The following is a 23,623-nucleotide window of genomic DNA, read 5'->3' on the forward strand; positions in this document are numbered from 1 at the left end:
AAATTTCCGGAAATTATACTAATGATAATCTGATAACAGCTGCCAGATTAAAAATAACTTCCCGATTCAGTTTTATTTTTATCTGGCCAGTTTATGCAGAAAGCATCAATGCTGTGGCACAAAAAATAAAATTGGAAGGTGAACTACAAGTAGAAAGACTCCTGCACCACCTCCCCACGTTAGCCAAATAAACAACTAAAATGGCGAAAGGTAAAAGGTGAGAGGAATAGAAGATGCAGATGAGTTTTGGATTCCTGAAACTGGCGTAACGTCTGAAACAAAACAACGTGCTGATGAAGATTGGCGCGTTGACTGACTGGGGAGCGTTACGTCCGATGCTTACTGGTTTATACAAGCGCGAGCTATCAAATGGTGGAGGGCAGAAACCATTTGGCATGCTGATGATGTTGAAGGCGATTCTGCTTGGTCAGTGGCATAGTTTGTCGGATGCGATACCGGATGAAACCGCTCTGTGTCGGTTTCGCAACCGCCTGGTGGTCAACGACAGGCTGGATGGTCTTCTGGCCTCTATCAATGAACAGATTCAATCACACGGTTTGATGGTCGTTTGATGGTCAAGGGTACGACGGGTGCGGTGATTGATGCCACACTCATTGAGTCAGCGGCGGGTCCTAAAAAGATCATCACAATCACACTGGAGGTGGATGCCGAAGGTAAGACTGTTCAGTTTGAGGATGGTAGCCAGCCGGAAATCACCTATATCGAAGAACAGAGTGCGGATGCGACCTGGCTCAAAAAAGGTAAAAAATCGCATTTTGGCTACCGCAGTTACATGGTGGTGCTACGTGCGCGGGGTGCATACCGCTCCTGCCAACCAGAGCGAAATGGTACATTTCGAAACAATCATCGTTGGCGCGCACATCGAGGCGAATCGAGTGTATGTGGATAAAGGTTCAGTAAGCCAACGCCAATCGGCAGTTTCTGAAAGAATACAAAATCAAAAGCGCGATTATGCACTGGGCATACAAGAACAAACCACTCTCGGCACGACAGAAGCTGGTAAACAAATTGATCAGTAAAAAAACGCTATATCGTCAAACAGTGTTTTGGCACAGCCAAACGCCTATTTGGAATGGGGGCGCGCCAGCTACTTCGGCACGATAAAAGTCAATGCCCAAGTCGTGCTGAAAAGCATCTGCATGAATCTGAAAAAAGCTGCCAACAAAATTTTTGTGGATGAGCCATTCAAAAGGGGAGTAGTCCGCCTCAATGCAGCATAAGGGTGAAAAACTCCTTTGAAGAATGAATAAAACTTCATTTTTCTGTTAAAAGCGCACAAGAGTATCATTTGGAAATCCCCTTCGCTACTACAACAAAATTATCAGAGTTATGCAGAGGTCTTGAGATGTAAATGAGCAGAACCCGCGTGCAGCAGCATTTTATTTATCCAATGGGTCTGTTATCTGGTTGCTCACTAACTGATTCTCAAGGAATGCCTTTCCCGCTGCTACATTTGAGTGAGGGTAGCCAGAGTGCAGCCTAATAATTCGGTCAACGGGGTTCTATCCCGATTTTACGGACACTTCAGAATAGCCTTTTCGAACTCGGTACGGGGTACGGCCTTCATGTTTTTCTTGAGGGGAGTGATGAGTTGAAGGTCTTGTTGGGCCAGTGTTTCAGTGAGCTAAATTTCAGTGTACCATCTCCCACAGCTAATTCAGGTGCATTCTGCAGACCCCGCTGTGCGAGGCCTCAGATTATTGAGTCATGGTGCACACAAGCAGAATAGTTATGTTCGCGTAGCGCACTGTTGGGCGGAGATGTTCTTGCGGATACTCTCCCAAATCAGGTCTTTCTTTTGGTCAACATTCCAGGTTAATCAATATTTCTAGTGAAGGACTTGGATGAAGATGAATTCCGGGATTCTGTTGTGGCTGCGGTCTCGGGACCCTGCCAGAGCGCATGAATGAAAATTACTAAATAGCTTTTATCAATCAGTGCCCCGGCTCGCTCAATTTCAGGAAGCAGCAATGCGTGTAATTTTTGCAAGTTGTACCAAGGTACACCAGGGCGGGCATGATGTCCGATGTGATAATTGATGTTATTCCAAAAAAATGAATTCAATTGATTACTGATGATCGTCCGAGTTCCTACCAATGGTCCAGCATCCCAAGGACAGCCATAATGTTCAGCGATGAATCGCATGCTGTTAAAAAAACCAAAAAAAATAAGTGGCCAAAACCACACATTAAATACTTGATTTGTAATACTTTGGGAGGCTGCCCAATCAAATACGGCCCACATTACAACTATGTGAAGCGCTATCTCACTCCAATGGATCAACGCTTTCTTCCCACGCAAAATCTTTAGTGGAAAAATTAATGTAAACTGAATTGCAGTCAAGAACACACCAATGATTGCGTAAGCATAGAAAAGTATGAAATCGCCTACTCCACGTTTTCCCATCGTGAATGCATCCGGATCTTTCGAAGTGCGATTATGTCTATGATGAATAAGATGGTCTTCCTTAAAGGAAGTAAATGAAATAATGAGTGGAATCATTGCGAAAATTCCGAATGCCTGATTTTTCCAGCGAACTTTAAACAAAGTGCTGTGTGTACAGTCGTGCATAAAAGTCACAATCCCCATCTGTATGTAGCCCATTCCCAAGTAGCATACCCAGGTCGACGCCCAATAGCTTGAATTCCAGGCGATGATTCCTAGTGCAATCCAAATCCCGTAGAAAAGAGGAATTTTCAGATTTGGTACCCAACGATGCAGATAGAGTTGCTTTAATTCCACGGAATTATTGAAAGTGAGTGGGAGCTTATTTTGCTCATGCGAGGGTCTAAATATTTCTGACCTTTTTGTTTTGTGGGCTGGCACGGGTGCTCTCTTGGAGGTGAAATTCCTCCCGTAAGTTGACTACAACGAAGCTACGAGGATAGATTCGACTGTGGAAACTGAGCCGCTCCGGGCACTCGGTAGTTTGAGTCAGTCAATTCTGACTGACCTTTCCAGTTGATGATAATACGCTTTTCCTAATTCAGCTGGGAACTATGATCAAATCTGGTGTATGACAAAGAAAAAGGAAGTGGTGTAACCTGTTGGTAAAGATCTGGCGGATCAACTACTGGAAAGGAAACACCATAATGACAGATGATACTGTTTTAGAACTGAACGATCCAGAACAAAATGACTCGCTGCGGGTAGTTTTGCGGGAAGGCGCGCGCAAGTTGCTGGCAGCAATGATTGAATCGGAAGTGGCTGCTTTTATCAAACAGCAGGGTGGTTTAGATCTGCCTGATACTGCGCGACCCAACGACGAATCGCCGTTTCCCCCACCCCCATCGTTTTGGAGACCTCGCTCACACTAAGGTTGTGATCCTTGATCATGTGAACAACTTTCAATTTAAATTGAGTGTCAAATTTCCTGCGTGCTTTCATTAGTATGTCCTCTTAAAGTGAATTTTATCCACCTATCGAGGTGTCTGTTTAAATTAGATCACTACAAATTAACTTAGATTAAGCTTGTCATGCAGCGTATTAGGCTGGATCAGCCGGTCTGTCCGGGGGAGGTGTTATCGCATCTGACTAAACCGGGAGGAGATGATTAAGTCGAGATGAGAGATTTTCTGATGGCGGCGCTTGCGGCACGGACAGGCATTATCAATTTATCTTACTGTTGAAAAATACCCATTATCAATCAAGGATAGAAAATAAGGATGCAAAACTTTACCGATGTTTTTTCTAATTGCATGCAGCATGTTCGCTGTTTCCAGGTTGCGGTAACGATGGCGATATTTTTTTCTGTGCAGGTTTATGCACAGGAAACCGGCCCTTCATCTTTGCTACTGTACGCTGCGCGGGTTTTTGACGGAAATGAAATGCACAGTGGTTTATCGGTGCTGGTAAAAGATGGGCGCATTGCAAGAATCGGGCCGCGTCATTCATTCAAGGCGGGTGATGCATCAACTGAGATTGATCTGGGTGATGCAACCTTATTACCAGGGTTTATCGAATTACACGCGCACTTGACCTTTCAGAAAGTGCCGGTAGATATCGTGTTGAGGCATGGGGTGACCACGGTGCGAGATGTGGGTGGTCCTGTGCACCAGCCTTATGGGGGAGATGGCAGTTTGCGTGTGCTTACTTCAGGACAGATTATCACCGCGCCGCACGGATACCCGATCATTACGATGGGCGCCAGGGGTTTGGCGATTCCTGTTACCAGCGAAGCAGAAGCACGGGAAGCCGTACGCCATCTGATTGGTGAGGGTGCAGTGGTCATTAAGATTGCACTTGAACCCGGCGGGGAAACAGGTGCGCCCTGGTCTCCACATCATGGTCACGCACACCATGATACTGCGCATACCGTGCAGGCCGACTCTCATCATCACGCATATGCCGCTTCGCATGGCCAGTCGGCATGGCCCATGTTGTCAGAGCCCGTTGTCAGGGCTATTGTCGATGAAGCTCACCGGCATCAGCGTAAGGTATCGGCTCATGTGGCGGAGTCATCGGGTGTACAGGTAGCGTTGAATGCCGGAGTCGATGAATGGGCGCACATGCCTTGTGATCTAATTCCTGAGCCGTTGCTGAAACAAGCCAGAGCACAGAATGTTACGATCATCGGTACGCTCGATACCCTCTCAAAATGTGACGGGATCGCGCACAATGCAGCAATTTGGGCAGAACTTGGTGGTGAATTGCTGTACGGAGCGGAAATTGCTCACCCTGATATTCCCTGGGGAATCGATGTACAAGAGTTGATGTATCTGATGCATCTGGCAAAAATGAAGCTGCCGGATGCATTGCGGGCAGCCACGGCAAAAGCCGGTCAGTATCTGGGTATTCCCCTGCTGGGGACAATACAACCTGGCGCCCCGGCTGATTTGATCGCAATTCGCGGCAATCTTGAGCAGCAGTTGAAGCGGCTGGAATATCCCGATCTGGTGATTTCCGGTGGACAAGTTATCGTTAACCATTTTGGCCCACAGCAGTAGGGTGCTCCGGGTGAGTCATCTGTTATGCGCATTGTCTTTGTTGCGAGGAGACTATCGGGGGATGCAGGTTGCAGCGGCGGACAGCCTGCCAGAGATGCTGTGTTTAGCCTGCAGCCTGACCTGGTTGCCTGAGGGTCTGTTCCAGCCAGATTTCAAGTCCCTGTGCATTGAGTCTGATGTCGGTCTGCAATATCGAGAGGACAGCATCCCGGGTGAGGGTGCACCCATGGGTGATTAGTCGTTCCCAGAGCAAGTCCTGCAATGCTTTTACAATGAAAGGTTGCCGATCTGGAATTTCTGCGGCTTGTTGTACGATGCCGACAAAGGCATCGATGAGTGCGTGCATCTGTGATGCATGGTGCGGAAGGTTGCGGATGCGCCCATAATGAGTAAGAAATGCCTGTTCCGGGCGCAACGCCATGAGTCGGTTAATGGAGGCATGTGCGGCTTCAGGGTCAAACTGCACTGGTGAAGTGGTCGGAAAAACGAATTCCAGTCCGTTGGCATCGAATTCACGATACGACACACCAAAGGTGTCACCAGTGAAGATGGAGGCGCTGCCGGCATCGTGAATGCAATAGTGGTGCCGCGCATGTCCGGGTGTATCCAGCAATCGCAATGGGCGGCCGTTCAGTTTGATTAGCGTATCGTCAGGTGCTTCGATGATACGCTCTGCAGAAATCGGTTGGATTTCACCGTAGATACGCCGGAATTCTGATTCACCGTACACGGCCATGACACCAGCAATCAGTTTCATAGGATTGACCATATGCGATGCGCCACGCGGGTGTACCACCAGTCTGGCATTGGGCAGCTGCTGCATGAATTCACCAGCACCACCGGCATGATCAAGGTGGATATGGGTGAGAAAGATATAGTCGATCTGTTCAGGAGCAATTTGCTTGTGTGCCAGCACTGCCATAATGCCGGGAACCGAAAAACGGGTACCAGTATCCACCAGAGCGGCTTTATTTCCTTCCGTGATCAGATGGATGGCAGCACGGCCCGGCCGGTGGTAGCGAGCATCAATGACGCTGATACCATCCGGATAATCGATGATGGCTGGGAGTTGTTCCATAAGTTGACAGGTTCCGGTTATATCGTCTGACTAAATTGTTCGAGAATCACCGGATTTTCCAGTGTTGAAATATCCTGAGTAATGGTTTCGCCTCTTGCCAGGGAGCGCAGGAGGCGCCGCATGAGCTTACCAGAACGCGTTTTGGGCAGATTTTCACCAAATCGGATTTCTTCGGGGCGAGCAATTGCGCCAATTTCGCTGGAAACCCATTCGCGCAAAGTTTCAGCAATTTCGGCAGCCTGCTGGTCATCAGGCAACTTTCCCCTGAGGACAACGAATGCCACAATCACTTCTCCCCTGATTTCGTGCGGTTTCCCGACAACAGCTGCTTCTGCAACCAGAGGATGCGCTACCAGTGCGGACTCGATTTCCATGGTGCCCAGGCGGTGCCCGGAGACATTTAAAACGTCATCAATTCGTCCCATGATCCAGAAGTAGCCGTCTTGATCACGATGAGCCGAATCCCCCGCAAGATAATAATGGCCGCCGGCAATATCTGCCGGAAAATAGGTATTCCTGAAACGTTCAGGATCATTCCACAAGGTACGCAACATTGAGGGGAAGGGACGTTTGATAACCAAAAATCCGCCTTTTCCCTGTTCTGCCGGGAGCCCCGTTTCATCCACTACTGCAGCATCGATACCGGGTAGTGGAAGAGTACAAGAACCTGGTTTGGCTGGTATTGCGCCAGGAATAGGGGCAATCATGTGACTGCCGGTTTCAGTCTGCCACCAGGTATCGACAACCGGGCAGCGTGACTGGCCAATGACTGTGTAATACCACATCCATGCTTCCGGGTTAATCGGCTCACCAACCGATCCAAGCAAACGCAATGAAGAGAGATCATATTTCTCAGGTAAGTCAGGACCTAGCTTGATCAGTGAGCGGATAGCGGTGGGTGCGGTATAAAAGGTTGTGACCCTGTGTTTCTGGATGATTTCCCAGAACCGCCCGGCATGGGGATAGGTCGGAGTTCCCTCGAAAATTACCTGGGTTGCCCCAATGGCAAGCGGTCCGTAAGTAACGTAGCTATGTCCGGTAACCCAGCCCACGTCAGCTGTACACCAGAATATATCTTCCGAATGATAATCGAATACCCACTGCATGCTGACTATCGCTCCAAGCAGATAGCCGGCCGAGGAATGCTGTACCCCTTTCGGTTTTCCGGTTGATCCCGAGGTGTAGAGTGTAAACAAAGGGTGTTCGGCATTGACCCATATCGGCTCGCATTCATCAGATTGGCTGGCGGTGAGGTTGTGCCACCAGCGGTCTCGTTCCGGCTGCCAGGGGATATCAGTGCCGGTATGCCGAAAAACGATAACACTATGTACTGAAGTTGTATCGCCCATCGCCAATGCTTCGTCTACAGTTGCTTTCAGTGCATGGCGCTTTCCTCCGCGAGTTTGTTCATCTGCAGTGATTACAGCAGATGCACCGGCATCGATGATACGTTCATATACACTTTTCGCCGAGAAGCCGCCAAATACTACTGAGTGAATTACGCCAATACGCGCACATGCCTGCATGGCAACCACGGCTTCAATCCGCATGGGCATGTAAATGACGATGCGATCACCTTGACGGATGCCGAGCGCTTTTAATCCGTTGGCAAAACGGCATACTCGCTGGTGTAATTCACGGTAGCTGCAACGTATTACTTCGCCTTCATCAGATTCAAAAATGATTGCAGTTTTGTTGGCCTGTGTTGTCAGGTGCCGATCAAGACAGTTCCACGAGATATTCAGTTCACCATCGTCAAACCATTTGTAAAAGGGCGGATTGGTGTCATCAAGAATACGAGTGAAAGGTTTGTGCCAGGTAATGTACTGTTTTGCAAGTTTTGCCCAGAAGCCAGCGTAATCGCGCTCAGCTTCCTGGCGCAGGGCCTCATAGGTTTTCATCCCAGTAATATTGGCATGCCTGACAAATTCATTGGCAGGGGGAAATATCCGATTTTCACGCAAAATAGATTCAATTGTAGCCATATTACTCCCTGTTTGGCAGACTAACGCTCCAGTAAGAAAAGTGTTTAATTGTATCATTCGCCCCTTTTATTCGTATATCTTACGGAAAGAGGATTCGAGAGTTAGATAGTGTAGTTATGAGATTAAAAATATAAGATTCTTCTGTCTTTTAAAAAAATCTTGTGGGTTTGTTTTCTGCTACGCGCTTGAAAACAATGATCTGGGTGGGGGTTCCTTAGTATAATCCGACAATGAAATTCGATATTGTAGTGATTGGGGGTGGGCTGGTAGGTGCCAGCTTGCTGGCTGCTTTGAAGGATAGCGGGCTGAGGTTGGCGTTGATTGAATCACGGCCGCCAGCACCTTTGCCAGCTGATGACAGCTGGGATGGGCGTGTGTATGCGATCAGCCCCGGCAGTGTAGCATTCTTGCATGCTTGTGGGGTCTGGCAGCAGATGGATGCGGCGCGGGTGACGCCTGTCCATGAAATGCGGGTGCATGGTGACGACAGTGCAGCCAGGATTGATTTCAGTGCGTATGAAAGTGGTGTGCCGGAGCTTGCCTACATCATCGAGAATCGCCAGCTGCAGCATGCTGTCTGGGAGACGTTGTCGGAGGCAGAAAATGTGCAGCTGTTTTGTCCGGCGCAATATGACTCACTTACTTGGCATGAATCCTACGTTGAGCTGGCCTTGTCTGATGGCACGGTTTTGCAGACGGCGCTGCTGGTCGGGGCGGATGGTGTCAATTCCCGCGTGCGTGAACAAGCGGGAATTACGATGGATCGTCATAGCTATTATCAAACCGGGGTGGTCGCCAATTTTGAGGTGGAGCGGCCTCATCATCACATTGCCTATCAGTGGTTCCGCCGTGATGGCGTTCTTGCACTGCTGCCGTTGCCGGGAAAACGGGTTTCGATGGTGTGGTCAGCGAATACAGTGCTGGCTGATGAATTGCTTACTTTATCTCCCGAGGTGTTATGCGAACAGGTTGGACGGGCGGCAGAGCATGAGTTGGGAATGATGCAACTGGTTACGTCGCAACGTGGATTTCCGCTGAACTTTGTACAAGCCAAATCACTCGTCAAACCGAGGCTGGCTTTGATTGGTGATGCTGCGCATGGGATTCATCCACTGGCGGGCCAGGGAGTTAATCTGGGATTGCGCGATGCCCGTGAGTTGGCCGATGTTCTTTTGCAGTTTGACGAACTGGGAGATTGTGGTGAGTTTTCTTTGCTGCGCTGTTACGAACGTAATCGCAAGGAAGATATTCTTGCTATGCAATGGGTGACAGATGGGCTGCAGAAACTGTTTGGCAGCGAGGATGCGGCCATTATGCGCATCAGGAATCTGGGGCTCGGGATGACCAATCGCTTTCCACTTCTGAAAAACAGATTGATGCGTCATGCGCTGAGCTGAATTCGGCTTTTTACGGTTACTGGATTTTTATACTGGAGAAATGGTATGCGTTTGTTTTTATATTCATTCGGCCTGCTGGGATTGTTATTTACTGGAATTGCTCAGGCGAATGAGGCTGATCTGAAAGAGGCGATTCAGGCTCATTTCCCGGGGAGCAAGATAGAAAGCCTGACGCAGACGCCTTATCTGGGGTTGTATGAGGCCGTGATCGACGGGGAAATTTTTTATACGGACGAGAAGGCTGAATATTTTTTCATGGGGCATATCGTGGATGCTAAGAAGCGGGCAAGCTTGACCAGTGAGCGCATGCAGCAGATCCGGGATTCACGGCGGATTGCAATTGACACTTTACCGCTGGAACATGCGCTGAAAATGGTCAAAGGGAACGGAAAACGTACGCTGATTGTATACTCCGATCCAAATTGCCCTTATTGTAAAAGGCTGGAGAAGGAGCTGGTTAATGTGACGGATATCACTATTTATACCTTGCTTTATCCTGTTCTTAACGGCTCCATGACAACAGCCGAAGCCATTTGGTGCTCTGAAGACCGGGTCAAAGCATGGGATGATTTTATGCTGAAATCAGTCGTTCCTACTGGTAAGAATTGTGATGCACCGCTGCAGATACTGCTGGAATCAGGCCGTCAGAACAGAGTAACTGGTACACCAACCCTGATTTTTGCAGATGGCTCAGTGGTGCCGGGTTTTATCCCGCAATCAGAAATCGAAAAGCGGCTGGATCAGGCCACGAGTAAGTGATACAACCTTATCCGCCTGAGTGGCTACCTTCTGAGTCCTTTATTCCCTGTACTGCTTGGGAAGCAGGACCCACATCTGGGCTTGCTGCTTCATTTTACCCGCTTGGGCCTGAGCTTCCGGGCTGTGTCCCCAGAAGAAATCAGCACGCACCCCACCCTTGATAGCACTGCCTGTATCTTGGGCAACCATCAGGCGGTTAAGTGGCTGTGCTGTATTGGGCCAAGTGGTGGAAAGATAAACTGGGGCACCCAGTGGGACACTCTCCGGATCAATAGCCAGACTTCTGCCCGCCGTTAAAGGGACTCCCAGCGCACCGATCGGTCCGGCAAGATCGGCTGGCAGTTCGCGAAAGAAAATATAACGCGCATTCTGCTGCAACAAGGATTTCAATTTGGCAGGGTTTTGTCGGCCCCATTGTTTGATGGACTGCATGGATACCTGCCAGGCGGGCAGTTCACCCCGATCAATCAATATTTTTCCGATAGAGCGGTAGGGATAACCGTTGTGATCCGCGTAGCCGATTTTTACGGTTTCACCATTTTCCAGCACGACGCGGCCGGATCCTTGTATCTGGAGAAAGAACAGCTCGACCTCATCCTCTACCCACAACAGTTCTTTTCCTTTCAGCAGACTGCGGTTGTTCTCGATTTCCGCGCGGGTGTAGTAAGGAATAATTTTGCGTCCCTGTAGACGGCCACGTAGCGCTACCTGATTTGCATCGGGCAGCGCGTCTTTGAGCTCGACTGCCAGCAGGTTGTCGGGAGTGGAATAAATCGGGTAGCGGAAGCGACTGGAATATTTGCGACTGCCTTTAAGCAGAGGTTCATAGTAACCGGTTGCCAGGCCAGTGGTGGTGCCATCCGGATTGATCACCTGATAAGGTGCAAAGTGATTTTCAAGAAAATTTCGGACAGCTTGTTCACTGCTGTGCCGAATGATTGTAGCTTGTGTGCATACATCCTGCCAGGAGGGGCGTCGTTCGAGAGATCTGCAGCTTTGTATAAAGGTATTCCACGCCGGAAGAAGGCTTTCATGTTGCCAGCCTGGTAGCATTGACCAACTAGCAGCTTTAAGCAGCTTTTTATCTTCCTTGTCCCTGGTATCTTGAGTAGGGCTTGCTGATTGTGGCGCTGCGGGAATGGCAGCCACTTTTGCAGGGGTTTGGGATGTGGAAGATTGGGTGGAAATAGTTTCAGTTTTGCAGCTGGTTAATCCGAGTGGGATTAAGATCAGCAGGGTGATGAATTGGGTTTTTAGCAGATTTCGGTTAAAGTGTCTGTTTTGTAAAAACATTTTTTTAGGGAAGAATATGTGGATTTTAGCACTTGAAGCAATCTTGGCGTTGAGTCTGTTCATTTTTCTCGTCTGGTGGACGCTCCCCCGTAAAAAAAATAAACCATTGGAACAACTGGATAACAAGGATGAAAAAAAATAGATCATGCCTTGTTTGCTATTTGAGAGCGGCTGCCTGCTTTTGTTCTGCTGCATTGCTAATGGATTAGTCATACAGGGTTTTCTGCATCAATAAAATGGTGTGCAATACTGAATTTTTGTGCGATATGATCACCAAGCGCCTGAATTCCATAGCGTTCGGTGGCGTGATGCCCGGCTGAGATGAAGGCCGTGCCGGATTCTCTGGCTGTATGTACGTTCTGTTCAGAAATTTCACCGGTGATAAATGCATCTACGCCCAACCGGATAGCTTCCTCAAAATATCCTTGAGCTGCTCCGGTACACCAGGCAATACGCCGGATAGGTTTAAGCGGATTGCCGATTATTAGTGGTTTCCGGCCAAGCACTGAACTCAGTAAACCATCCAGCTCGTCAAGGCTGGCTGGTTTCTGAAAATAACCGTAAGCAGCGATATTCTGTTCGCCGAAACGGCCTTCTTCCTTTATTCCCAGCTTTTTTCCGAGCAAGGTATTGTTGCCCAGATCAGCATGGGCATCCAGAGGCAGATGGTAAGCGTAAAGATTGATGTCATGCTTGATGAGCGTGGCGATACGGTGACGCTTGATGCCGCGCAGGCAGGTATCTTCTCCGCGCCAAAAATAGCCATGGTGCACGATGATGGCATCCGCATGCAAATCCAGCGCTGCCTGTATCAAAACTTGGGAAGCAGTTACACCGCTGACGAGCGTTTGAATCGAAGCTCGCCCTTCCACCTGTAACCCGTTGGGACAATAATCACGGAATTGCTGAACGTCCAGCAGATCATTCAGGTAATTTTCCAGTATATTTTGGTGCATAATACTTTTTTTGTTCATTTGGGATGTAGGATTTTCCATGCAAAAACTCTGGCTGCTTTTCACACAAACCATCACTGTTCTCCTCGCCATCTTTTTTGTTGTTTCAACCTTGCGCCCGGAATTATTGCCGTGGACGCCGCGCGGCAAGCTGGCGACCATCCGTGAAGCAGTCAAGGCTGATGGCGGAAAAGCACTTGATACTGGTAGTTTTCATACAGCAGCGGAAGTGGCGATGCCTTCCGTGGTGAATGTATTTACCAGCAAGGAGGTAAGAGTACCCTCCCATCCGTTTATGGATGATCCTGTCTTTCAGCAATTTTTTGGCAATCGTTTTAGTCCGAGAACTGAGCGTACTTCCAGCTTGGGATCCGGAGTAATCGTCAGCCCGGAAGGATATATTCTCACGAACCATCACGTGGTGGAAGCGGCTAACGAGATTCAGGTGGCGTTAATGGATGGAAGAAAAGCCGAAGCAAACTTGATTGGCTCGGATCCTGAGAGTGACCTGGCGGTTCTGAAAATTGATCTGGACAAGCTCCCCAGTATTGCCTTCGGCGATTCTGAAAAAGCTAGAGTGGGGGATATCGTGCTGGCAATCGGTAATCCGTTTGGTGTAGGGCAAACAATGACGATGGGAATTATCGGTGCACTGGGGCGTTCCCAGGTAGGGCTCAGCACATTCGAAAATTTTATTCAGACCGATGCGGCAATCAATCCCGGTAACTCCGGTGGTGCGTTGACCGATATTTCCGGTAATTTGATCGGGATCAATACCGCGATCTATTCACGTTCCGGCGGCTCGCTTGGCATCGGATTCGCTATCCCGGTGGATGCGGCTAAACAAATCATGCAGCAGATTATCGAAACAGGTAGCGTTACGCGCGGCTGGCTTGGTGTGAGTATGCAAGATATAACGCCGGAGTTGGCGGAGTCCCTAAAGCTGAAGAAAACTGATGGAGCTCTGATTGCGGGCGTACTTAAGAATGGGCCAGCGGATGATGCCGGAATCAAACCGGGGGATATTTTAGCGGCAGTGAATGGCAAGCCTGTTTTCAATGCTTCCGAAATGCTGAATATTGTGGCATCTCTTCCCCCAGGTAAAGCAGCAACGCTAACTATTCTCCGTAATGGAGAAGAGCTGGATATTCAGGTGCAAATTGGTAAACGTCCAGGCTGACTACATACCGAGTGAATATCGAATTTGCCACACGATTACCCGCCGCACTGTTTCGGTGGATTGATCTCAATTTACTGACTCTGGGCAGGGAAATGCGTCTTTCATACCTGCCGCCCCTGATGGTTTATCTGGCGGCCGGTATTTCAAGCCTCACAGGAATTGTTGGTACTTTCTACGTGAAGGAAAGGCTGGGGTTGTCGGCAGAATTTTTGGCTGCACTCGGCTTCTGGATGACATTGCCATGGGCACTGAAAATGCCGATGGGTCATCTGGTGGATCTGCTGTGGCGCTGGAAGAGCTTGCTGGTCTATCTGGGAGCAGGATTGATCGCGACTAGTCTTTTCATCATGATCGGATTGCTTGGCCATACCGAGGCGATGCGTGAGGTTGCGCCGCTGGCGCAGTGGTATGTGCTGGCGGCGTTGCTTGCACCGGTGGGTTATGTGTTGCAGGATGTAGTGGCCGATGCCATGACTGTAGAGGCTGTGCCACGCGTCAACCCGGATGGACAACTGATTGATCTGGAAGCGCGCAAGCAGATGCACATTACGATGCAGACGTTGGGGCGTGTTGCCATTATTGGTGGTGGTATTCTAGTGGCAGTGGCAAACGTTGTGCTGATGAAAGATGTTGCAACTCTTTCCGAAGCTGGCAAGGGTGAGGCCTATCTGCTGATATATCAGCTTGCGTTGGTAATTCCTTTTGTTTCAGTGTGCGGAATCTGGCTGGCCGGATGGTTAAAATGGCGTGAAATAAAACATTTTTCCGTTCAGGGGCTAAATATCAAAGAAATCGAAGTGTTAACCGGTGCTCATGTCGAAACACCCCCAATCAATTGGTGGATACTGGGCGGCGGGTTGGTTTTTACAGTTGTCTCCTTGGGAGTCGGGCTTGTGCAGATTTCCGGTGCCGAAGAAATTGTTTTTAGCTTGTCGATGGCGATTGTGCTGTTTTTGATCTGGAAACTGACCTCCGAGCTGGAAAGTGAGGCGCGCAATGTTCTGGTAGGAACAGCCTTACTGGTGTTTGTATTCCGGGCCGTTCCCACACCCGGTGCGGGCTCGACCTGGTGGATGATTGATGAACTGGGGTTTGATCAGCAGTTTCTGGCTACACTTTCTTTGATTGGCTCTGTGCTGACGCTTGCCGGTATGTTTATTTTCCGTCGGTTTATGGCCGAGCGATCAATGGCTTATGTTATTGGCGCATTAACCGTAGCGGGTACCATTTTGTCACTGCCGATCATTTCGATGTACTTCGGCTTGCATGTATGGACTGCGGCACATACGGGCGGAATTGTCGATGCGCGTTTTATTGCGGTAATTGATACAGCTCTGGAATCACCGCTGGGGCAGATCGCCATGATTCCAATGCTGGCGTGGATCGCGAATTCAGCCCCCGAGAAACTCAAAGCAACCTTTTTTGCTGTCATGGCTTCATTTACCAACCTGGCTTTATCTGCTTCGCAACTGACAACCAAGTATATCAACCAGATTTTTACGGTCACGCGTGAGGTCAGAGAAGTGGATACTGGTGAAATATTGGTTCCGGCTGATTATAGTGAATTGGGTGTTCTGCTGATTATAGTGACAATTTTAGGGTTTATATTACCCATGCTGGCTATAGTGGCGATCAGATATTCTCGTCTGCGCAGTGCCTGACTGGCCCGACTCGCCTCGCCTAGAATATTCCCTGATGTAATACGGGATAAGATGGATGATGCGCGAGAATATGCGGCAGAGATGTATTGATCAGATTAATGTTTGCAGGAGATATTTGATGTACCAGAGGATTCTTGTTCCAATTGATGGCAGCTTTACTTCAAACCTGGCTTTGCAGGAGGCAATCAAATTGGCAAAGCGAATGGGAGCTTGTCTGGAGCTTGTACATGTTTATGAAGATGCAATCTATCTGGTGGATGAGAATTACTTTAATTACGAAGAATTGCAGAAAACAATCCACGATTGTGGAGAAAAAATACTTACCGAAGCTGAAACAACAGTAAAGACAGCCGGTATCCCGGTTGAAACGCGCTTGATTCCATCAAATAACGAACGAATTGCCAATATTTTGGTGGAAGAGGCAAGGCGCTGGCAGGCAGAGCTGATTGTGATCGGTACGCATGGTCATTCGGGCTTCAGTCGACTATTGCTTGGCAGTGTGGCTGAAGGGATTGCTCGGATAGCACCTATCCCCATATTGTTGGTTCGCGATACCAGGGATTGAGAAAATACAGATTAGAGTACTCTGAAAAATCACTGTGAGCGAACCGATCCCGGTGCTGGGGGCTGTTTTTAAAGCGTCAGTGGATCAACATCCAAATGCCAGCGCAGCTTGCTGCGAGCTGGTAATGCAGTAATACGCTGGTGCCAATCACTCAGAAATATTTGCAGGCACTTGCGTGAAACAGCCTGAATCAGCAGCTGTGCACGCTCCAGTCCCTTGAGCCGAGTCATGGTAGCGGGAACAGGATCGAAAAGCTGGATGTGGGCGTATTCTTTAGCAATAGTGGCGATTACCGCCGTCTGGTGTAAAAACTCCAAGGCTTCTGCGAGTACCGGGGCTTCTGCACGTAATACTGCCAGATAGACAAAAGGTGGAAAACTGGCTGATTTGCGTTCTTTCAGCTGCGTTTGCGCGTATGCTGCATAATCCTGACGTATTAATGCCAAGTACAGCGGATGCTGCGGAAATTCAGTTTGGATCAGAACGGTGCCAGGAATATGGGCGCGACCGGCACGTCCTGCTACTTGCATCAGCTGTGAAAAAAGATGTTCTTCAGCGCGGAAATCAGTGCTGTAAAGGGATGAATCGGCGTTGAGCACACACACCAGGGCAAGGTTTGGGAAATCATGTCCTTTTGCAAGTAATTGGGTGCCAACCAGAATATCCACCTTTCCCTGGTGAATCGTATCAAGCATGGTTTGCCAGGCGGTTTTGTGGCGGATGCTGTCACGATCAACACGTAGAATGCGCGCGTTCGGGAATTGTTTGATTAACGCTGATTCAATCCGTTGTGTACCGTGGCCAAACGGCATAATATCTGGATCTCCGCATTGCGGGCATGCGGGTGTAATCGGCTGCTGATCACCGCAATAGTGACAGCGCAGTTGTCGATTGCGCAAATGGACAACCAGGCGGCTGGAGCAGCGTTTGCAGGTGGCAATCCAGCGACAGGATTTGCAGAGTAGTGCCGGGGAATAGCCGCGTCGATTGATAAATACTAGACTTTGCTGTTTTTGATCAAGAGATTGGCGTAATGCATCAAGTATGGGCTCCGACAATCTTTCCTGTGCGGGCGTTACACGCATGTCTATACAATGAATAGCTGGCAGTACTGCCTGACTGATTGCTCGCGCGTGCAGCTGCAGTAACCGGTAGCGGCCGATACGCGCCTGGTGATAGCTTTCCAGGGAAGGGGTGGCTGAGCCAAGAACGATGGGTATGTTGGCCTGTCTTGCACGGTACACCGCCAGATCACGTGCAGAGTAGCGCAATCCATCCTGCTGCTTGAAAGAATGATCCTGTTCTTCATCGACAATAATCAGGCCCGGCCTGGGCATGGGAGTGAAAATTGCCAGGCGTGTACCCAGAATAATGTTGGCTTCCCCACATTGTGCTTGCAACCAGCCTTGCAGACGCTCGCTGCTATTCAATCCGCTGTGCAAGCTAACCAGTGGTGTATTGGGAAATCGCTTGCGGAAAGTTGCTTCCAGTTGCGGAGTAAGATTAATTTCCGGCACCAGAACCAGAATCTGCTTTTGTTGGGCCAACAGAGAAGCGGCCACCTGCAGATAGACTTCTGTTTTGCCACTGCCAGTGATGCCATGAAGCAACCAGGGGGTAAACGTACCTATTCTGGCGAGAATTTCGGCGATGGCATGCGCCTGTTCTGTGGTTGGAGCTAGGGTGGGTACTGTACTGAATGCAAATTTTCCCGGTAAGGCAGTGCGTTGTTCAACCCACCCCAAATCCTTGAATTCATGCAGCAGCTTGCGGGAATGAGGTGACATTGCTTTGTAAATGTCAGCTGTAATAATTCCGTTTTCCAGTAGCAGGGAAAACAGCTGACGTTTGGTTTTGGATCTGGCGGGAATGTCGGAAAGCGTGATAATTCTGCCTGCATCAGTCAGTATCCATTCCTGGATCTGTTTCGGTATCCTGCTGGTTGTATACCCAGGTTTTCGCAGCAAAGCAGGCAGGCCATTCATGACAACCTGTCCGATCGGGTGGTGATAATAGTGACTGCAAAACTCGAATAGTTCGAGTAACGACTGGGGCAGGGGAGGGATTGCTTGATCGATCAGGCCGGCAGTTTTTAGTTTTCTCTCCGGAACGGACGGTAAATTGCTGACGGACAGGATAATACCAGAGAGTTGCCGGTTGCCGAAAGGAACGCGTACGCACCGGCCAATATCGGCTGAATCGGCATTCGGAGCAAGGTAGTCAAACAACCGGTTAACCGGAACATCAAGCGCAACATGAATGACTGTCATACCGGAAATATCCGGAATCAACTTTCCGAAAGAATAACGTGATCAGATATTCTTTCGGAGTTTCTTGGAAAATCAATCAGTGAGAGATGCGGTGCAATGTAACAGAGGATAATCCTTCCCCGGAGAGAGTTGCACTTTGTGCATCTGTATTATCTATTTTGAAGGTAATCGGTTTGCCAACATATTCTGACAGACCGGCACAACCAGTTGTATTGTAAGTAAAGCTGGATAGTTTGAGCGTGCCGCTGCCTGCATCAAAGGAATAGGTGGCGAGCTCGACGCCTGGTTTCGCGCATTCAGAAGGAGTTGAATGAGCTGCGCTGCCAGTTGGATCAATCAACATGTAGCGGTTATCCGGAAAAAATAGAAAAACAGGTGACTTGACAGTATCCTTGTCTACTGCCCAGGCGCCAACGATGCCCTGCGAGTTATCCATTTTCCGGTAACGGGTCTCCTGAACGGTGGTTTCGGCAACTTCATCATCAGAACTCAGTTCGAGCGGTTTTGTAATGTGGAACAATTCATCAAACAGGCCAGGCTGTTCTCTTGCACGCTGTACGATGACAATGTCAGAGATAATCAGCTCATTCCCATTGGTATAAATACGCCAGCTAGGTCGTGGATGGGATAGTCCTGACTGGATGTTGGTATCTATTTCAGGTGTGCTTGCAAGCTTAAAGCCACGTTCGTCGTATTCTGTTGCCTGGGTGGTGCCATATTCTATTCCAGCGGTGAAAACCAGTTTGCTGCCGCAGGCGCGGTTCATATCACAGGAGTCATCCGGTGTGATCACACCGTTCAGATATTCTCCACTACCATCATTTGAAAAACGGAAAAATCTTACGCTGTTATCATCCTGGTTTACCCAGAGATAATTGCTCAATAGGTTGATTGCTTGTGATAAGAAATGAGCATTGGCTTCATCGGCTGTTTTTATGTTGCCGGATATGCTGGCGGCTTCCCGGGCAGAAACCAGTGCCGGGGATGTGGTAAAAATACTCGGGTCCACGGTCAGATCGAGTGAAGCGTCCAGTGCCTCTACAGCAGCCGGGGGGATGGAGATGCCGTTTGAGAGATTATTGTCAGCATCAAGTGACTGGAATAAGATCAGCAAATTTAGTAGTTTGTTCTGATCACCGGCAGCCAGTTCAATCGGAGTAGTAAGCCCCGTTCCGGTAATTTTGCCAAGATTCAATTTGCCGAGACTGAATTCAATATTGTCACCATGCGTATATTTGTAAAGGCCGGTTGTATCGGTAACACCTGATGCACCTGATGAGGCAGAGTAGGATACGCCTTCCACTGCCGAATCAGCCAGTATTCCCGTGGTAGGCCCCTGGGGAAGGACAGTTGCTTTTTTGGCTGTTGCTGTTTCTTGCTGGCTGTCACAAGCAGCTAGACTTAATACGAATATGCTCGTGATGAGCAACTGAAGAGTTGTTTGCTTGTTATCCGTTTTCATTGTATTTGAGGTTTTGCGAGTTAAGTCATTTGTGGCATGACAATTAAGCTGTTGTTAATAGTGTTCCGCGACAAAGGAGCATAATGCGGTATCGCTTTAACAGTTCAGATGAGTGTAAGTCCAATATTGTTATTCGATTATAGTCTATGAATAAAGCAGCGTGGTTTAAAATCTCTGACCGATAGATTTATGGTGTTATTCAATGCCGTGATGCCTGTAACAGAGTGTTTTACCGAGTTTGAATAATATCTTTTGATTTTGTGGAAAAAGATCATATTCGCTGCTAAGGTACCCTGTTACTATCAATCGGGTTCTTTTTTGATTGGATTGAGGGTTTATTCTCTGATTGCAGGGTGATACTGAAAATATATGTCTGGCTTTGTACATACTTCTGATATTGCTGTTGCGCATCCACAACTTTCTGTTGACTGGTATCTGGATCCACGGATATTCGAGCTGGAAAAACAGCTGTTATTTGATCAGGGACCGGGCTATGTTGGACATGAACTGATGGTGCCGGAAACAGGTGACTATTACGTGCTGGCTGCGCAGAATAATGCCAAGGTTCTGGTTCGTAATGAAAACGGGATCGAACTACTATCGAATATCTGTCGGCATCGCCAGGCAATTATTCTGGAGGGGCGTGGTAGTTCCCGCAATATAGTCTGTCCGATTCATCGTTGGACTTATGCAATGGATGGTAAATTGCTGGGCGCACCACATTTCAGCAAAAATCCATGCCTAAATCTGGGTAAAACAGCCTTACAGCACTGGAACGGGCTGATTTTCGCTGGCAAGCGTGATGTGAATCAGGATGTTGCCGGAATGAAGGTTCGTGATAAATTGGATTTTTCAAAGTATGCACTGGATCGTGTGCAAATTGAACACTACCAGTGCAACTGGAAAACTTTTATTGAGGTTTATCTGGAAGATTATCACGTCGATCCTTTTCATCCGGGTCTGGGTCATTTCGTGGACACCAGTCAGCTTGAATGGGAATTTAGTGACTGGTACAGCGTCCAGACTGTCGGCGTAAACCGTGATTTTAATCGAGCGGGCTCAGAGATATATCAGGAATGGCATACGCAGGTGTTGCAGCATAATAATCAACAAGTGCCGCGACATGGTGCGATTTGGCTGCTTTATTATCCTAATGTCATGGTTGAATGGTACCCCGATACCCTTGTTGTCAGTACCATTTTGCCAACCGGAATAGAGCAATGCATGAATGTGGTTGAATTTTATTACCCTGAAGAAATCATCCTGTTTGAGCGAGAATTTGTGGAGAGGGAGCAGGCTGCCTATCAGGAGACCGCCAGGGAAGATGATGAAATATGTAAACGGATTACGGCTGGCCGGCGTGCATTGTATCAGCAGGGAATAAATGAAACAGGTCCATACCAGATGCCAATGGAAGCAGGGATGGAACATTTTCATCATTTCCTCCGGCGAGAACTAGAACAGCATCTACCCTAAATCTGGATCTTACAGCCAGAATGTCCTCATTATGGATGCTAGTGGCGGGATTCATGTTCGCCTGCATGGGGGAGCTGGTAAAACTTGCTGCTGCATTTTTTTCCAATGCTGAACTGGTATTTTACCGTTCACTGGTGGGGGTGATTTCAACGTTTGCTGTTATGCGTTTTTATGGCAAATCCATCGCAACAAAACATTGGAAAACCCATTTTTGGAGGGGTTTGGCCGGGTTGGGTGGGGTGCTGCTGTTTTTCTATTGTATTTTGAAGTTGCCGCTGGCAACAGCTATTTCTCTGAATAATACTTGGCCCTTATTTCTTGCTTTTTTAACAGTAATATTCTTGAAAAAGGAATTTAGCTGGGTATTGATCGTGGCAGTAGCGGTGGGTTTTATTGGCGTGGTCATGCTGCTTCGCCCTACTCTAGCTGAAGATCAATGGTATATGGCGCTGATTGGTGTCGGTTCTGGGCTGTTTGGCGGTATCGCACATTTAAATGTCAGGCAGTTAAATGAACAGGGTGAATCAGATTGGCGTATCGTTTTCTATTTTACGCTAGTGTGTACGATTACTACTGGTATATGGCTGGCATTTACTGCGTTTAGCCCGGTGAATCTGCAGAGCCTAATATTGGCGCTGGGTATTGGTGTAACGGCAACATTGGCACAATTGGCAATTTCTCGTGCGCACCGGAGGAGCAATATTATTATTGTCGGGGCACTTTCCTATAGTACGGTATTGTTTGCAGGCCTGATGGATCTGTTCTTGTGGGGTGACCGGTTACCCGTTTCAGCCTGGATAGGAATGGGATTGATAGTTGTGGGTGGGTTACTGAGCATTCGAGGAATATCAACGCGACGGACAAACATTGTTACCCTTGATGACTGATATCCCGTAGCCGACAACTTGGTTGAAAAGCCTGATTGCATCAGAACTACCATTTATCTATGATTTAGCATTCATTACTCGGAGCTTATGACCAATGATCAATATTGAAGAGACCGGCAATCTTATCGTTGTCGCAATTATCGGGGAATTTACTCTGGATGACTTCAAGCAATTTGAAGATGAGGTGCTCTACAAATTTCATTTCAATGGGGAAGCCAATTTACTGCTGGATTGGCGTGATATGGTGTCTTACACAGTAGGTGTTGCCTGGGAAGAGATCCGGTTTATGCGTGAACACGGCAGCAAAATTAATCGTGTCGCGGTAGTGACGGATAGCCAGTGGCAAGTATGGAGTGCATGGGTTTCCAATTTGTTTACTGATGCGGATGTGGTTGTTTTTTCTGATTACAATGAAGCGTATGCCTGGGCCAAGGCCTGATCAGATACGGGTGGCCACATTTAAAATTGGATAGTGAAGGTATGGCTGATTTGGTGCAGGGATGGTGATTGACTATCTGGCGCTGAAATATGTGCATGTGACGAGTGTTGTGGCCAGTTACACATTATTTCTGCTGCGTGGAATATGGATGTTGCGTATTTCACCGCTGTTGCAGCAACGTTGGGTGAAAATTGCACCGCATGTTAACGACACAATTTTATTGCTGAGTGCTGTAACGATGGCAGTGGTTGCGCACAGGAATCCACTTGTTGAACATTGGCTGGCGGCCAAGATTATTGGTTTGCTAGTCTATATTGTGTTGGGTTATACAGCTTTCAGACTGGCTAAGACCCGCCGGGGAAAGGTAACTGCCTGGATCCTGGCACAAATTGTGTTTGTCTATATCGTGTTAGTTGCTCTGACAAAAAATCCTCTCCTCCTGTTTTAATACCAGGTTGATGATCCTATCGTGAATCTTTGCGGAATTTTATTGAAGGATTGTCGTGAATGAATCTGTCTCAGGGCGGATGCAGTACGACAATCAGATATAATGGATAGAATATTCTGTAACCCGGAGATTAAAAGAGCAGATTTCATAAGTTAATAATTTTACGGATAGACAATATGGATTATTCTTACGAATCAGAACATACAAAATTCATGCGGGAGTTGCTTGCAAAACGGCCTGACCTTATCGAGAAACAGAAAGAAGCTCGTGCAATCTGGTGGGACAAAGAAGTTGATCGAGAAGCGCTAAAACGTTTTAAGGAAGCCAGAACGCCACAAAAGAGTTATGTCTATTTTTCCTGGCCGAAACCAGCCAGGGGGCAGGAGCAAAAAACGGAGGAGTAATTCTATTTACGGCGCCTTCATCTCTGATGTGTTCGAGCGGTAATTAGAAGGTAATAGTATAATGCCCGGGCATATAACCTTCCATCCAATGTTATTTGTCGTTTTTCGAACTCATTGGGTGGAGTATAAAACGGCATGTCAGCAGATCGTTTTTCTCACGCGCCCATAGCTCAGTGGATAGAGTACCGCCCTCCGAAGGCGGGGGTCGCACGTTCGAATCGTGCTGGGCGCGCCATGTCTTTCAATAGTAAATCTGATTGGCAATGAACGTCAGCGACGTCATCCGACTAAGCCGGAATCCAGCTAGAGCATTTTTGATTTAAATATATGCATGTAATAGACTATTCTCTATCACAACTGATGGGGAAGGTTATGCATGCCTATTCACAAGATCTTCGG

24 protein-coding genes, 1 tRNA gene and 1 pseudogene are annotated in these 23,623 nt (G+C 48.1%); 17 read left to right on the forward strand and 9 right to left on the reverse strand.

Annotated elements, in window-relative coordinates; genetic code table 11:
• Positions 1-272 precede the first annotated feature (272 nt).
• Genes C8R14_RS14015 through C8R14_RS14030 form a run of 4 tightly spaced genes read left to right on the forward strand, consistent with a single transcriptional unit; the run spans position 273 to position 1,241 of the window.
• On the forward strand, positions 273-572 hold the full coding sequence (locus tag C8R14_RS14015) for a transposase (RefSeq protein ID WP_464557727.1): 300 nt from the start codon (positions 273-275) through the stop codon (positions 570-572).
• On the forward strand, positions 572-910 hold the full coding sequence (locus tag C8R14_RS14020) for a hypothetical protein (RefSeq protein WP_011634742.1): 339 nt from the start codon (positions 572-574) through the stop codon (positions 908-910). The genes C8R14_RS14015 and C8R14_RS14020 overlap by 1 nt, the downstream gene beginning before the upstream one ends.
• Complete coding sequence (locus C8R14_RS14025) at positions 903-1,040, forward strand: hypothetical protein (RefSeq protein ID WP_242500164.1); 138 nt, start codon at positions 903-905, stop codon at positions 1,038-1,040. The genes C8R14_RS14020 and C8R14_RS14025 overlap by 8 nt, the downstream gene beginning before the upstream one ends.
• A 27-nt stretch (positions 1,041-1,067) precedes the next feature.
• Positions 1,068-1,241 (forward strand): hypothetical protein, encoded by a 174-nt coding sequence (locus C8R14_RS14030; protein WP_242500163.1) that lies wholly within the window; start codon positions 1,068-1,070, stop codon positions 1,239-1,241.
• Positions 1,242-1,543: 302 nt separating this feature from the next.
• Here the strand turns inward: C8R14_RS14030 and C8R14_RS05720 are convergent.
• The 3 genes and pseudogenes from C8R14_RS05720 to C8R14_RS14370 form a co-directional block, all read right to left on the reverse strand.
• Positions 1,544-1,645, reverse strand: a pseudogene (locus C8R14_RS05720) (IS982 family transposase); the annotation flags it as partial.
• A gap of 191 nt (positions 1,646-1,836) precedes the next feature.
• On the reverse strand, positions 1,837-2,847 hold the full coding sequence (locus tag C8R14_RS05725) for a fatty acid desaturase family protein (protein WP_011634741.1): 1,011 nt from the start codon (positions 2,845-2,847) through the stop codon (positions 1,837-1,839).
• Positions 2,848-3,237: 390 nt separating this feature from the next.
• Positions 3,238-3,408: a transposase gene (locus C8R14_RS14370; RefSeq protein WP_011634740.1), complete on the reverse strand. Its 171-nt coding sequence runs from the start codon at positions 3,406-3,408 to the stop codon at positions 3,238-3,240.
• Positions 3,409-3,686: 278 nt separating this feature from the next.
• Between C8R14_RS14370 and C8R14_RS05735 the strand changes: the two genes are divergently transcribed.
• A complete protein-coding gene (locus C8R14_RS05735) occupies positions 3,687-4,967 on the forward strand; it encodes an amidohydrolase family protein (protein WP_011634739.1) in 1,281 nt (426 codons plus the stop codon).
• Positions 4,968-5,070: 103 nt separating this feature from the next.
• Here C8R14_RS05735 and C8R14_RS05740 read toward each other — a convergent pair whose 3' ends face one another.
• Positions 5,071-6,045 carry an MBL fold metallo-hydrolase gene (locus tag C8R14_RS05740; RefSeq protein ID WP_011634738.1) on the reverse strand — a complete coding sequence of 325 codons (975 nt, stop codon included), beginning with the start codon at positions 6,043-6,045 and terminating at the stop codon, positions 5,071-5,073.
• A 17-nt stretch (positions 6,046-6,062) separates the two neighbouring features.
• A complete protein-coding gene (gene acs / locus C8R14_RS05745) occupies positions 6,063-8,030 on the reverse strand; it encodes an acetate--CoA ligase (RefSeq protein WP_011634737.1) in 1,968 nt (655 codons plus the stop codon).
• A gap of 230 nt (positions 8,031-8,260) precedes the next feature.
• Between acs and C8R14_RS05750 the strand changes: the two genes are divergently transcribed.
• Both C8R14_RS05750 and C8R14_RS05755 read left to right on the forward strand, forming a co-directional pair.
• On the forward strand, positions 8,261-9,427 hold the full coding sequence (locus tag C8R14_RS05750) for a UbiH/UbiF family hydroxylase (protein WP_011634736.1): 1,167 nt from the start codon (positions 8,261-8,263) through the stop codon (positions 9,425-9,427).
• 45 nt (positions 9,428-9,472) lie between these two features.
• Entirely contained in the window at positions 9,473-10,186 is a 714-nt protein-coding gene (locus tag C8R14_RS05755) for a DsbC family protein (protein WP_011634735.1), read from the forward strand.
• Positions 10,187-10,225: 39 nt separating this feature from the next.
• On the opposite strand, the gene mltA is transcribed toward C8R14_RS05755, so the two are convergent.
• A complete protein-coding gene (gene mltA, locus C8R14_RS05760) occupies positions 10,226-11,335 on the reverse strand; it encodes a murein transglycosylase A (RefSeq protein WP_242500162.1) in 1,110 nt (369 codons plus the stop codon).
• Here mltA and C8R14_RS14040 point away from each other — a divergent pair.
• Positions 11,325-11,621 (forward strand): hypothetical protein, encoded by a 297-nt coding sequence (locus C8R14_RS14040; RefSeq protein ID WP_242500161.1) that lies wholly within the window; start codon positions 11,325-11,327, stop codon positions 11,619-11,621. The genes mltA and C8R14_RS14040 overlap by 11 nt on opposite strands.
• A 67-nt stretch (positions 11,622-11,688) precedes the next feature.
• Here C8R14_RS14040 and C8R14_RS05765 read toward each other — a convergent pair whose 3' ends face one another.
• Positions 11,689-12,435 (reverse strand): Nif3-like dinuclear metal center hexameric protein, encoded by a 747-nt coding sequence (locus C8R14_RS05765; protein WP_011634733.1) that lies wholly within the window; start codon positions 12,433-12,435, stop codon positions 11,689-11,691.
• Between the two features lie 37 nt (positions 12,436-12,472).
• On the opposite strand from C8R14_RS05765, the gene C8R14_RS05770 reads away from it, so the two are divergent.
• The 3 genes from C8R14_RS05770 to C8R14_RS05780 all read left to right on the forward strand — a co-directional run bounded on the left by C8R14_RS05770 (position 12,473) and on the right by C8R14_RS05780 (position 15,838).
• Entirely contained in the window at positions 12,473-13,612 is a 1,140-nt protein-coding gene (locus C8R14_RS05770) for a Do family serine endopeptidase (protein WP_011634732.1), read from the forward strand.
• 11 nt (positions 13,613-13,623) lie between these two features.
• On the forward strand, positions 13,624-15,273 hold the full coding sequence (locus C8R14_RS05775; RefSeq protein ID WP_011634731.1) for an MFS transporter: 1,650 nt from the start codon (positions 13,624-13,626) through the stop codon (positions 15,271-15,273).
• A 118-nt stretch (positions 15,274-15,391) separates the two neighbouring features.
• The gene (locus tag C8R14_RS05780; RefSeq protein ID WP_011634730.1) at positions 15,392-15,838 is read left to right on the forward strand and encodes a universal stress protein; all 447 of its coding nucleotides are present in this window, start codon (positions 15,392-15,394) and stop codon (positions 15,836-15,838) included.
• Positions 15,839-15,906: 68 nt separating this feature from the next.
• Here C8R14_RS05780 and C8R14_RS05785 read toward each other — a convergent pair whose 3' ends face one another.
• On the reverse strand, positions 15,907-18,108 hold the full coding sequence (locus C8R14_RS05785; RefSeq protein WP_011634729.1) for a primosomal protein N': 2,202 nt from the start codon (positions 18,106-18,108) through the stop codon (positions 15,907-15,909).
• Positions 18,109-18,184: 76 nt separating this feature from the next.
• Positions 18,185-19,570 carry a hypothetical protein gene (locus C8R14_RS05790; protein ID WP_011634728.1) on the reverse strand — a complete coding sequence of 462 codons (1,386 nt, stop codon included), beginning with the start codon at positions 19,568-19,570 and terminating at the stop codon, positions 18,185-18,187.
• Between the two features lie 369 nt (positions 19,571-19,939).
• Here C8R14_RS05790 and C8R14_RS05795 point away from each other — a divergent pair, with 369 nt between their 5' ends.
• The 6 genes from C8R14_RS05795 to C8R14_RS05820 all read left to right on the forward strand — a co-directional run bounded on the left by C8R14_RS05795 (position 19,940) and on the right by C8R14_RS05820 (position 23,459).
• Complete coding sequence (locus C8R14_RS05795; RefSeq protein ID WP_011634727.1) at positions 19,940-21,046, forward strand: aromatic ring-hydroxylating oxygenase subunit alpha; 1,107 nt, start codon at positions 19,940-19,942, stop codon at positions 21,044-21,046.
• Between the two features lie 20 nt (positions 21,047-21,066).
• A complete protein-coding gene (locus tag C8R14_RS05800) occupies positions 21,067-21,933 on the forward strand; it encodes a DMT family transporter (RefSeq protein WP_011634726.1) in 867 nt (288 codons plus the stop codon).
• Positions 21,934-22,027: 94 nt separating this feature from the next.
• Positions 22,028-22,372 (forward strand): SpoIIAA family protein, encoded by a 345-nt coding sequence (locus tag C8R14_RS05805; protein ID WP_011634725.1) that lies wholly within the window; start codon positions 22,028-22,030, stop codon positions 22,370-22,372.
• Between the two features lie 61 nt (positions 22,373-22,433).
• Positions 22,434-22,820 (forward strand): SirB2 family protein, encoded by a 387-nt coding sequence (locus tag C8R14_RS05810; RefSeq protein WP_011634724.1) that lies wholly within the window; start codon positions 22,434-22,436, stop codon positions 22,818-22,820.
• A 176-nt stretch (positions 22,821-22,996) separates the two neighbouring features.
• On the forward strand, positions 22,997-23,224 hold the full coding sequence (locus tag C8R14_RS05815; protein WP_011634723.1) for a DUF3460 family protein: 228 nt from the start codon (positions 22,997-22,999) through the stop codon (positions 23,222-23,224).
• A gap of 159 nt (positions 23,225-23,383) precedes the next feature.
• Positions 23,384-23,459: transfer RNA gene (locus tag C8R14_RS05820), tRNA-Arg, on the forward strand.
• The last annotated feature ends 164 nt before the right edge of the window (positions 23,460-23,623 follow it).

It is taken from the genome of Nitrosomonas eutropha, from assembly GCF_003201195.1.
Classification (GTDB): domain Bacteria; phylum Pseudomonadota; class Gammaproteobacteria; order Burkholderiales; family Nitrosomonadaceae; genus Nitrosomonas; species Nitrosomonas eutropha.

Bases quoted from the DNA above. Each gene is read 5' to 3' on its own strand.
- C8R14_RS14020 (WP_011634742.1), top strand. From the start codon at position 572: ATGGTCAAGGGTACGACGGGTGCGGTGATTGATGCCACACTCATTGAG.
- C8R14_RS14370 (WP_011634740.1), bottom strand. From the start codon at position 3,408: ATGAAAGCACGCAGGAAATTTGACACTCAATTTAAATTGAAAGTTGTT.
- C8R14_RS05735 (WP_011634739.1), top strand. From the start codon at position 3,687: ATGCAAAACTTTACCGATGTTTTTTCTAATTGCATGCAGCATGTTCGC.
- C8R14_RS05740 (WP_011634738.1), bottom strand. From the start codon at position 6,045: ATGGAACAACTCCCAGCCATCATCGATTATCCGGATGGTATCAGCGTC.
- acs (WP_011634737.1), bottom strand. From the start codon at position 8,030: ATGGCTACAATTGAATCTATTTTGCGTGAAAATCGGATATTTCCCCCT.
- C8R14_RS05750 (WP_011634736.1), top strand. From the start codon at position 8,261: ATGAAATTCGATATTGTAGTGATTGGGGGTGGGCTGGTAGGTGCCAGC.
- C8R14_RS05755 (WP_011634735.1), top strand. From the start codon at position 9,473: ATGCGTTTGTTTTTATATTCATTCGGCCTGCTGGGATTGTTATTTACT.
- C8R14_RS14040 (WP_242500161.1), top strand. From the start codon at position 11,325: ATGGCAGCCACTTTTGCAGGGGTTTGGGATGTGGAAGATTGGGTGGAA.
- C8R14_RS05765 (WP_011634733.1), bottom strand. From the start codon at position 12,435: ATGCACCAAAATATACTGGAAAATTACCTGAATGATCTGCTGGACGTT.
- C8R14_RS05770 (WP_011634732.1), top strand. From the start codon at position 12,473: ATGCAAAAACTCTGGCTGCTTTTCACACAAACCATCACTGTTCTCCTC.
- C8R14_RS05780 (WP_011634730.1), top strand. From the start codon at position 15,392: ATGTACCAGAGGATTCTTGTTCCAATTGATGGCAGCTTTACTTCAAAC.
- C8R14_RS05785 (WP_011634729.1), bottom strand. From the start codon at position 18,108: ATGACAGTCATTCATGTTGCGCTTGATGTTCCGGTTAACCGGTTGTTT.
- C8R14_RS05790 (WP_011634728.1), bottom strand. From the start codon at position 19,570: ATGAAAACGGATAACAAGCAAACAACTCTTCAGTTGCTCATCACGAGC.
- C8R14_RS05795 (WP_011634727.1), top strand. From the start codon at position 19,940: ATGTCTGGCTTTGTACATACTTCTGATATTGCTGTTGCGCATCCACAA.
- C8R14_RS05800 (WP_011634726.1), top strand. From the start codon at position 21,067: ATGTCCTCATTATGGATGCTAGTGGCGGGATTCATGTTCGCCTGCATG.
- C8R14_RS05805 (WP_011634725.1), top strand. From the start codon at position 22,028: ATGATCAATATTGAAGAGACCGGCAATCTTATCGTTGTCGCAATTATC.
- C8R14_RS05810 (WP_011634724.1), top strand. From the start codon at position 22,434: ATGGTGATTGACTATCTGGCGCTGAAATATGTGCATGTGACGAGTGTT.
- C8R14_RS05815 (WP_011634723.1), top strand. From the start codon at position 22,997: ATGGATTATTCTTACGAATCAGAACATACAAAATTCATGCGGGAGTTG.